The sequence below is a fragment of the Microbacterium testaceum genome (assembly GCF_003075375.1).
Classification (GTDB): Bacteria; Actinomycetota; Actinomycetes; order Actinomycetales; family Microbacteriaceae; genus Microbacterium; species Microbacterium testaceum_E.
The window spans coordinates 70,208-79,996 of record NZ_QDFT01000013.1; the positions used below are offsets into that span (position 1 = coordinate 70,208).

The window sequence follows — 9,789 nt, forward strand, 5'->3', positions numbered from 1 at the left end:
GGTGGGGGTCCGCTTCGGACCCCCACCGCGACCCGCGAAAGAAGAACCTGATGACCGTGTCTCCTCCGGTCGCCGCGGCGAAGCAGCCGCGCCGATCCCTCAGCCGCTTCCGCTCCTCGCGCGGACGCGAGACGTGGGCGGGCCTGGCGATGATGGCCCCCGCCGCCGTCCTGCTCCTGCTCTTCCTCATCGTCCCCGTCCTGCTGGCGTTCACGCTGTCGTTCACGAACGCCCGCCTGATCTCGCCGAACCCGCCGCGCTTCGTCGGTCTCGACAACTTCTTCCGCGCGTTCACGGCCGACCCGGTCTTCCTGCAGTCGGCGTTGAACACCTTCCTCTTCGCGCTGGTCGTCGTGCCGGTCCAGGCCGGCTTGGGCCTGTTCCTCGCGGTGCTGGTCAACCAGCGCCTGCGCGGCACGACGTTCTTCCGGGTGGTCTTCTTCATCCCCGTGGTCACTTCGATCGTCGTGGTGTCGATCCTCTGGCGCTTCATGTATCAGAGCGACGGGCTGATCAACTCGATGATCGACGCCGTCACCTTCGGGGCGTTGAAGGGCGCCGACTGGCTGAACGACCCGAGCACGGCGCTCGGGGCGATCATCGTGCTGTCGATCTGGCAGGCCGTCGGCTTCCACATGATCATCTGGCTCGCGGGGCTGCAGACCATCCCCGAGGAGCTCTACGAGGCGGCACGGATGGACGGCGCGAGCCGCTGGCGCCAGTTCACCAACGTCACCTGGCCGGGCCTGCGTCCGACCATGGTGTTCGTCCTCGTCACGATCACGATCGCCGCCCTCGGCCTCTTCGTCCAGGTCGACGTGATGACGCAGGGCGGTCCCCTCAACTCGACGTCGACCGTCGTGTTCCATGCGGTGCGCAAGGGCTACGAGCAGCAGGAGATCGGCTACGCCGCCGCGATCTCGCTCCTGTTCTTCGTGGCCGTGCTGATCATCGCGCTCATCCAGCGCTGGTTGACCCGAGAGAAGAACTGACATGACCGGCATCCTCGAGCGCCCCCGGCGCGCCGCGCGCCCCGCGCGTCAGACCCCGCCCGCGCGGCAGCGCACCCGCTCGTCCGAGGGGCGGCGCGGCCGCATCCTCACCTACGTGGCGATGTCGATCCTCGCGGTGTTCTTCCTCTTCCCGCTGGTGTTCATGTTCGTGTCGAGCCTCAAGCCCGACGCCCAGATCCTGCGCGACATCAACTCGCCCGCGGCGTTCCTGCCCACCGGCGACATCAGCCTCGACAACTACTTCGGCGTGTTCGACCGTGTTCCCGTCGGACAGTTCCTCTTCAACTCGATCCTGGTGACGGTGCTCACCGTGGGGCTCGGGTTGATCATCAACTCGCTCGCCGGGTTCGCCCTGTCGCGCCTGCGGTGGAAGGGCCGCGTCGTCGTGCTCGCGCTGATCATCGCGACGCTCATCGTCCCGTTCGAGACGATCGCGGTGCCGATGGTCTACTGGGTCAACCAGCTGCCGACCCTCGTCATGGAGGGCGGGGTGCTCAAGTACGACTTCGGCTGGCTGAACACCTACCAGGTGCAGATCGTGCCGTTCATCGCGAACGCGTTCTCGATCTTCCTCTTCGCGCAGTACTTCTCCACGATCCCGCAGTCGCTCGACGAGGCCGCGCGCATCGACGGCGCGAGCTGGTTCACCATCTACCGGCGCATCATCGTGCCACTGTCGGGACCGGCGTTCGCCACCGTGGCGATCCTCACCTTCCTCCCCGCGTGGAACCAGTACCTCTGGCCCCTCATGGTCGTGCAGAAAGAGAACCTGCGTCCCGTCATGGTCGGCATGCAGTACTTCTTCCAGCTCAACACCGCCTGGGGTGAGGTCATGGCCTACACCTCGCTCATCACCCTCCCCGTGCTGATCGTGTTCCTGGTCTTCCAGCGCGCGTTCGTCAGCAGCATCGCCGCCTCGGGGGTCAAGGGATGAGCGCACCGCTCGATGTCGTCGTGCTCGGAGAAGCACTCATCGACATCGTCACCACTTCCGCCGGGGCGGCCGAGCGCCCCGGCGGGAGCCCCGCCAACGTCGCCGTCGCCCTGGGGCGACTGGGCCGCGCGGCCGCCCTGGTGGCGCGCGTCGGCGACGACGAGCGCGGGCGCGTCCTCGAGGACTGGCTGTCGGCATCCGGGGTCGCCCTGCACTCCGCGGGCAGGCCCGTCCGCACCGCCACGGCCACCGCGACGATCGATGCGCGCGGCGACGCCACGTACGTCTTCGACATCGACTGGACCCTGCCGGCCCCCGTCGAGGTGCCGACCGCGCGCATCTTCCACACCGGGTCGGTCGCCTCGACGCTCGCGCCCGGCGCCGACGAGGTGCGCGCCGCTGCCGAGCGGGCGCGTCCGACGGCCCTCATCAGCTACGACCCCAACATCCGCCCGGCCCTGACCGGCGGGGTCGCCGACGCACGGGCGCGGGTCGAGGCGCTCGTTGCGGTGAGCGACATCGTCAAGGCGAGCGCCGAAGACGTCGCCTGGCTCTCTGCCGGTGTCGCCGCGGTCGACGTCGCCCGCGAATGGATCGCCCTGGGCGCCGGACTCGTCGTCATCACCGACGGGGATGCCGGTTCCCTCGCCGTCACCGCGCGAGCGAGCGTCGAGGTCCCGGCGGTGCCCACCCGCGTGGTCGACACCGTCGGCGCCGGCGACACCTTCATGGGCGCGCTGCTGGACGGCGTCCTGAATCTCGCCGGCGATACCGCGGCGCTCCGCGAGAGCGTGCGCTCCGCGAATGCCGACACCCTCCGCCCCCTGCTCGACCGCGCCGCGGCGGCCGCCGCCATCACGGTCGGGCGCGAGGGGATGGACCCCCCGACCCGAGACGACCTGCAGCGCGATGCTGCCGTGAAAGAGAGTGCCTGACGTGTTCGACCTCGCCGATTCCTACGTGTGGGATTTCTGGTTCGCCGACGACGGCGACCGCTATCACCTGTTCTTCCTCTACGCCTCGCGCGCGCTGCACGACCCCGAGGACCGCCACTACCGGGCGTCCGTCGGCCACGCCGTCTCGACCGATCTGGTGTCGTGGGAGCGCGTCGCCGATGCCCTCGTCCGCGGCGGAGCCGACGACTTCGACGCCCTCGCCACCTGGACGGGCTCGACCGTGCGACGCGCCGACGGCACGTGGTTCCTCTTCTACACGGGCTCGCGTCTCGCCGAGGACGGGCGCAACGTGCAGCGGGTCGGCTACGCCACCAGCTCCGACCTGTACACGTGGCACAAGAACACGGCGAACCCGGTCCTCGAAGCCGACGGCGAGGTGTACGAGCGTCTCGCGAACACCGAGTGGCACGACGAGGCCTTCCGCGACCCGTGGGTGTTCGCCGACCCGGCCGGCGACGGCTGGCACATGTACGTCACCGCCCGGGCGACGCACGGTCCGCTGAACGGCCGCGGCGTCGTGGCGCACGCGACCTCGCCCGACCTCGAGACGTGGGAGCTGCAGGCCCCCGTGAGCGCGCCCACCGAGCAGGGCTTCGGTCAGCTCGAGGTGACCCAGGTCGAACAGGTCGACGGTCGCGCGGTGCTGCTGTTCTCGTGCATGCCCGCTCAGGCGACGGATGCCGTGCGCGAGCGCCACCCGCGCGGCGCGGTGTGGGCGGTCCCCGCCGACGACGTGCTCGGCCCGTTCGACATCGAGGCCGCCACACCGATCACCGACGACGACCTGTACGTCGGCCGTCTGATCCAGGATCGCGCGGGCGCGTGGCAGCTGCTCGCCTTCCGCAACGTCGGTCCCGACGGCACGTTCGTCGGCGGCATCACCGACCCCCTGCCCGTCGGCTGGGACGGCGACCGCCTGGTGGTGAAGCAGCCCGCGACCGTGTCGGCCTGATTGACCGACCGTCGAACGCGCACGCTCGTTGGGGGGCGTGCGCGTTCGGCGTTCACGCAAGAGCGGCGCGATAGAATGGAGGTTGGTGCGTCGGGAAGTCTGGTCGACATTCTGTCGATCGACCCCTGAGGAGGCCTCATGAGCCACGACACCACCCGCGCGCCGAGCTGGCCCGGCTACCGCGAAGTCCACCGCGTCACGACGCTGCTGCGTCGCGAATCCGTCGGCGGGATGCTGCTGGTGGTCGCCGCGATCGCGGCGATCATCTGGGCGAACTCCCCCGCGGCGGACTCCTACTTCGCGCTGCGCGACTTCCGGTTCGGGTACGAGCCGTGGCATCTCGAGCTGAGCGTCGGGTCGTGGGCGGCCGACGGCCTGCTCGCCGTCTTCTTCTTCATGGTCGGCCTCGAGCTCAAGCGCGAGATCGTCGTCGGCAGCCTGCGCCGCTTCGAGACCGCCATCGTGCCCGTCACCGCGGCCTTCGCGGGCGTGGCCGTGCCCGCCCTGATCTACGTCGCGATCGTGCACACGCAGCCGAGCTTGCTGGCCGGCTGGGCGATCCCCACGGCCACCGACATCGCGTTCGCCGTCGCCGTGCTCGCCCTGGTCGGATCGCACCTGCCCGGCCCCCTGCGCATCTTCCTGCTCACCCTCGCCGTGGTCGACGACCTGATCGCCATCGCCATCATCGCGATCTTCTACACCACCGACATCTCGCTCGTCCCCCTCGCCGTCTTCGCGCTGCTGGTCGTCGTCTACGGCGTCATCGCCCACCGCGCCCGCGCCTGGTTCGCGCGCAACGCCTGGGGTGCATGGGTCGTGCTGCTGCCGATCGGCTTCGCCGCGTGGGCGTTCCTGCACGCCTCGGGCGTGCACGCCACGATCGCCGGCGTCGCTCTCGCCTTCACGATCCCCGTCGCGGCGTCGAAGCGTCAGCCCGAGCACCACGGCATGGACCTCGCCGAGCAGTTCGAGCACCGCTTCCGCCCGCTGTCGAGCGGCATCGCCGTGCCGATCTTCGCCTTCTTCGCGGCGGGCGTCGCGGTCGGCGGGGGCGAGGGCGTCGTGCGGGCCCTCATGGACCCCGTGACCATCGGCGTCGTCGCCGGACTCGTGCTCGGAAAGCCGGTCGGCATCCTGCTCGGAGTCCGCCTGCTCACCCTGGTCACCAAGGTGCGTCTCGATCCGGCGCTCAAGTGGATCGACCTCGCCGGGGTCGGCCTGCTCGCGGGCATCGGTTTCACCGTCTCGCTGCTGATCGCCGAGCTCAGCTTCCCCGCGGGCTCCCCCCACACCGACGACGCGAAGATCGCGATCATGGCGGCCTCGCTGCTGGCATCCGTCTTCGCGGCGAGCGTGCTGCTGGTGCGCAATCGTCGCTACAAGCAGCTCGCTCTCGCCGAAGAAGTGGATGCCGACGGCGACGACGTGCCGGACGTGTACCAGCAGCCGCTTCCCGACGCGCGCTGAGCCCGTGGCGTCACCGGAACAGGCTGCGGCGCCGAGAACAGGCGGATCCGGGCGCCGAGGGCCTGTTCTGGTGACATCCCCTGTTCTCGTGACGCCGAGGGGCCCGGCGCGGGTCAGGCCGAGCCGCGCTCGATGACCTCGGTGGGCAGGATCGTGGCGTGCGCCGCGGGTCGCCCCGCGAGGATGTCGAGAAGAACGGATGCCATGTGCCGCCCCTGCGTGAGCGACGGCTGACGCACGGTGGTGAGCGCCGGGGTCAACGCCGTCGAGACCGCGGAGTCGTCGAAGCCCATCACGGCGATGTCGCGACCGGGCTCGACGCCCTTCTCACGCAGCGCCGCGTACGCGCCGCGCGCCATGAGGTCGCTCGCGACGAAGACGGCGTCGAGGTCGACGCCGGCCGAGAGGATGCGGTTCATCGCCAGCGCCCCGCCCATCTCGGTGAAGTCGCCGTTCTCGACCACCGCGGGCTCGAGCCCCGCGTCGGCCATCGCATCGCGGAACCCCTGCAGGCGGTCGATGCCGGCGGGCATGTCCGACGGACCCGAGATCGTGCCGATTCGGCGGTGTCCGCGGGCGAGCAGATAGGCGGTGGCGGTACGTCCGCCCTCGACGTTGTCGACGTCGACGTAATAGTCGTCGGCGCGCACGCGGTTGGGGCGCCCGCCGTACACGACGGGCACCACGTCGGCGACGCGGTCGAGGAAGGTGTCGCTGGTGTGGTGCGACGCCACGATCGCGCCGTCCACACTGCCGCCCCGCAGGTACGCGAGCGCTTTCGCGCTGGCGTCGTCGCTCGCGATCAGCATGTTCATGATGTAGTCGGACTCGCCGACCACCTCGCTGATACCCGCGACGATCGAGGCGAAGAACGGATCGCCGAAGAACCGGTCGGTCTGCTCCGGGATCACCAGGGCGATCGCCCGCGTCTGCCGGCTCGCCAGGGAGCGCGCCGCGCGATTGGGGACGTACTGCAGCTCGTCGATCGCGCGGCGCACGGCCTCGAGGGCGGACGGGGAGACGGCGGTGGACCCGTTCACGACGCGTGACACCGTCGAGCGCGAGACACCGGCCCGGGCGGCGACCTCTTCGATCGTGGTGGTTCCGCGCGCGGGTGCGAGCTCCATCACTACCTCCTCGGGCCCGACGCCGAGGGCCTAGACCGCGGGAACGACGGTCAGCGCACGCTCGGCGATGATGCGAGCGTACTGCCGACCCGAGTCCTTCAGGGTCCGCTCCTGCGTGGCGTAGTCGACGTAGACGATGCCGAAGCGCTTGGCGTATCCCCAGGCCCACTCGAAGTTGTCCATCAGCGACCAGTAGAAGTAGCCGCGCACGTCGACGCCGTGGTCGACGGCATCCAGCACCGCACCCAGGTGCGCCTCGACGAACTCCACGCGATCCGCGTCGTGGACGCGGGTCTCGCCGTCCTCGACGACCACCTCGTCGTCGTACGAGGCCCCGTTCTCGGTGACGTACAGCGCCACCCCCGCCTCGGCGGAGTACTCCTCGCTCACCCGCCGCAGCAGGCGCGTGAGCCCCTCGGGCTGCACCTCCCACCCCATGTTGGTGCGCGAGAGTCCGCGGTCGTGCCAGTAGAGGTTCTCGTGCGCGGGGAAGGGCTTGCCGATCGGGCGCGTGGTGGGCGCGTCGCCCGCCGGCGGGTCGACGTCGGGCGCCGTCCCGCCGACGAGCTCACCGTGGTAGTAGTTCACGCCCAGCGAGTCGATGGGCGTCGAGATGACCTCGAGGTCGCCGGGACGCACGGCCTCGTGCCAGCGGTCCACCGCCTCGGCGTCGGCGGAGCGGAAGTCCTCGACGATGTCGGCCGGGTACGACCCGCGGAACACCGGGTCGAGGAACCACCGGTTGAACTGGCCGTCGATGCGACGCGCGGCGTCGCTGTCGGCCGGGTTCGCCGGGTCGACGGCATCCGCCACCGTGAGGTTCAGGGTCAGGCCCAGGTTGAGCGAGCTGTCGCGCGCGCGCAGCTCACGCACGGTCTGGCCGTGCCCGAGCAGCAGGTGGTGCGCGGCGAGCATGCCCTCGGCCTGCGAGTAGTGCCCGGGGGCGTGGGCGCCCGCCGTGTAGCTGAGGAACGACGAGCACCACGGCTCGTTCAGCGTGGTCCACACGTCGACGCGGTCGCCGAGGGCGTCGTGCATGTCGAGCGCGTACTCGGTGAAGAGGTCGCTCGTCTCGCGCACGGTCCACCCGCCGCGGTCCTGCAGCGCCTGCGGCAGGTCCCAGTGGTACAGCGTCAGCCAGGGCAGGATGCCGGCATCCAGCAGCTCGTCGACGAGGCGCTTGTAGAAGTCCACGCCCTTCGGGTTGAGCGCGCCGCCGTCGGGGCGCACGCGCGACCACGACGTCGAGAAGCGATAGGTCTGCAGCCCCAGGCGCTTCATCAGCTGCACGTCGCCGGCGTAGCGGTGGTAGTGGTCGCAGGCGACGTCGCCGTTGTCGGCGTTGATGACGGCGTCGGGCACGCGGCTGAACGCGTCCCAGATCGAAGCGGTGCGACCGTCTTCGAAGGCGGCCCCCTCGATCTGGTAGGCCGCGGTCGCGGCGCCGAAGAGGAAGCCGTCGGGGAACGAGCGGGTGGTGGACATGGATCGGGTTCCTTCCGTGGGCGCGAGGGTCATCCCTTGACCGCCCCTTGCATGATGCCACTGACCAGCTGCTTGCCCGCGAAGACGAACAGCAGCAGCAGCGGAATCGTCGACAGCAGCACGCCCGCGAGGACGATCGAGTAGTCGACGAAGTAGTTGGACTGCAGCAGCGACAGGGCCACCGGCAGCGTCGGGTTCTGGCGGTCGAGCACGATGAACGGCCAGAAGAAGTTGTTCCACGCGCTGACGAAGGTGAACAGGCCCAGCATGGCCGCGGCGGGCCGGGCGGCGGGCACCCCCACGGTGAGGAAGGTGCGGAACGAGCTCGCCCCGTCGACCCGCGCGGCCTCGATCAGCTCGTCGGGAACCGACTGTCGCAGGTACTGCGTCATCCAGAACACCCCGAACGCGCTGGTGAGAGCGGGGATGATGATGGCGCCCAGCTGACCGGTCCAGCCCAGCTCGCTGAACAGGATGTACAGGGGCACCACGCCCAGCTGCATCGGCACGGCCATCGTGCCCACGACGAAGACCAGCAGCCACGGACCACCGCGGAACCGCAGCTTCGCGAACGCCCAGCCCGCGAGGGTCGAGAAGAAGACGACGGATGCCGCGATCAGCCCCGAGCTGATGATCGAGTTGAGCAGCGCGGGCCAAAAGTTGACCGCGGGGTCGCCGATCACGGCGGCGGCGTTGGCGAAGAAATTCCCGCCGGGGATCCACGAGCGGTTGGCGTCGCGGATGGTGGAGGAGTCGCCCGAGCCGATCAGCAGCGACCAGTAGAACGGGAACACGCTGGCCAGCAGCACGGCGCCGAGGCTGGCGTACACGATCCAGCCGGGGCGCGATCCGCGCACGGGACGCGGGCGGCGACGGCGCGGTTCGGCCGGGATGCCGACCTCCGCGAGGGGGATGGGGGCTGCGCCTGCGACGGTCATCGCGTCGTCTCCTCTCCGGCGGCGGTCGCGCGTGCGGCGGCGGCCCTCAGGGTGTCGTGTCGGTCACGGGCGGGGGCCGTGGCATCCGTCCGCAGTCGTTCCCGTGCCGCCCGCGCCCGAGCGCGGCGCTCGCGACGGGTGCGGGGATCGCGCGTGCCGTCGTCGCGGACGAGCGAGCGGGTGACCACCATGTTGATCGCCCCGATCGCCAGGATGATGAGGAACAGGATCCACGCGAGCGCGGCGGCCCGGCCGAAGTTCCACTCGCCCCATCCGACGTTGTAGAGCCAGAGCGTGACGGTCAGCCACTGGTTGTCGGCGCCACCCGTGCCGTACTGGTCGTACATGCGCGGCTCGTCGAAGATCTGCAGGCCGCCGATGGTGGCGGTGATGATGACGAAGATCAGCGTCGGCTTGAGGCTCGGCAGGGTGATCGAGAAGAACTGGCGGATCTTGCCGGCCCCATCGACGGTGGCCGCCTCGTAGTACTCGCGCGGGATGGCCTGCATCGCGGCGAGGAGGATGAGGGTGTTGTAGCCCGTCCAGCGGAAGTTGACCATCGTGGCGATGGCGATGTGGCTGGCGAAGGCGTCGGAGTGCCACGGCACCGCGGGCAGCCCGAGGTTCTGCAGCGTGGTGTTCACGACGCCGTACTGGTCGCCGAACATGTTGCTGAAGATCAGGGCGACGGCCACGGGGGCCATCACGTACGGGATCAGCACGCTCATGCGCCAGAAGGTCTTGGCGCGGATGTTCTGGTCGAGCATCGCGGCGATGAAGATCGCGATGATCAGCTGCGGGACGCTCGAGAGCAGGAAGATGCTGAAGGTGTTGCGCAGGGCGATCCAGAACTTGGGCTGCGAGAGCACCCACGCGTACTGGTCGAAGCCGATGAACTCGCCGGAGTTGCGGAC

General features: G+C 69.9%; 9 protein-coding genes. 5 read left to right on the forward strand and 4 right to left on the reverse strand.

Annotation, left to right across the window (positions count from 1 at the left end):
• The first annotated feature begins 50 nt into the window (after window positions 1-50).
• From DC432_RS07375 to nhaA, 5 genes are all read left to right on the forward strand, one after another.
• Complete coding sequence (locus tag DC432_RS07375; protein WP_116537313.1) at window positions 51-992, forward strand: carbohydrate ABC transporter permease; 942 nt, start codon at window positions 51-53, stop codon at window positions 990-992.
• Window position 993: 1 nt separating this feature from the next.
• Window positions 994-1,947, forward strand: coding sequence for a carbohydrate ABC transporter permease (locus tag DC432_RS07380; RefSeq protein ID WP_116537314.1), 954 nt, complete (start codon window positions 994-996; stop codon window positions 1,945-1,947).
• Complete coding sequence (locus tag DC432_RS07385; RefSeq protein ID WP_116537315.1) at window positions 1,944-2,882, forward strand: PfkB family carbohydrate kinase; 939 nt, start codon at window positions 1,944-1,946, stop codon at window positions 2,880-2,882. Before DC432_RS07380 ends, DC432_RS07385 begins: the two co-directional genes overlap by 4 nt.
• A 1-nt stretch (window position 2,883) precedes the next feature.
• On the forward strand, window positions 2,884-3,855 hold the full coding sequence (locus DC432_RS07390) for a glycoside hydrolase family 68 protein (RefSeq protein WP_116537316.1): 972 nt from the start codon (window positions 2,884-2,886) through the stop codon (window positions 3,853-3,855).
• Between the two features lie 138 nt (window positions 3,856-3,993).
• Window positions 3,994-5,325 (forward strand): Na+/H+ antiporter NhaA, encoded by a 1,332-nt coding sequence (gene nhaA, locus DC432_RS07395; RefSeq protein WP_116537317.1) that lies wholly within the window; start codon window positions 3,994-3,996, stop codon window positions 5,323-5,325.
• Between the two features lie 113 nt (window positions 5,326-5,438).
• Here the strand turns inward: nhaA and DC432_RS07400 are convergent, their stop codons facing one another.
• The 4 genes from DC432_RS07400 to DC432_RS07415 form a co-directional block, all read right to left on the reverse strand.
• Window positions 5,439-6,452 (reverse strand): LacI family DNA-binding transcriptional regulator, encoded by a 1,014-nt coding sequence (locus tag DC432_RS07400; protein ID WP_116537318.1) that lies wholly within the window; start codon window positions 6,450-6,452, stop codon window positions 5,439-5,441.
• Between the two features lie 30 nt (window positions 6,453-6,482).
• On the reverse strand, window positions 6,483-7,937 hold the full coding sequence (locus tag DC432_RS07405; protein ID WP_116537319.1) for a glycoside hydrolase family 1 protein: 1,455 nt from the start codon (window positions 7,935-7,937) through the stop codon (window positions 6,483-6,485).
• Window positions 7,938-7,966: 29 nt separating this feature from the next.
• Window positions 7,967-8,875, reverse strand: coding sequence for a carbohydrate ABC transporter permease (locus DC432_RS07410; protein ID WP_116537320.1), 909 nt, complete (start codon window positions 8,873-8,875; stop codon window positions 7,967-7,969).
• A partial coding sequence (locus DC432_RS07415) for a carbohydrate ABC transporter permease (RefSeq protein ID WP_133177902.1) occupies window positions 8,872-9,789 on the reverse strand: 918 nt, incomplete at its 5' end. The genes DC432_RS07415 and DC432_RS07410, both read right to left, overlap by 4 nt.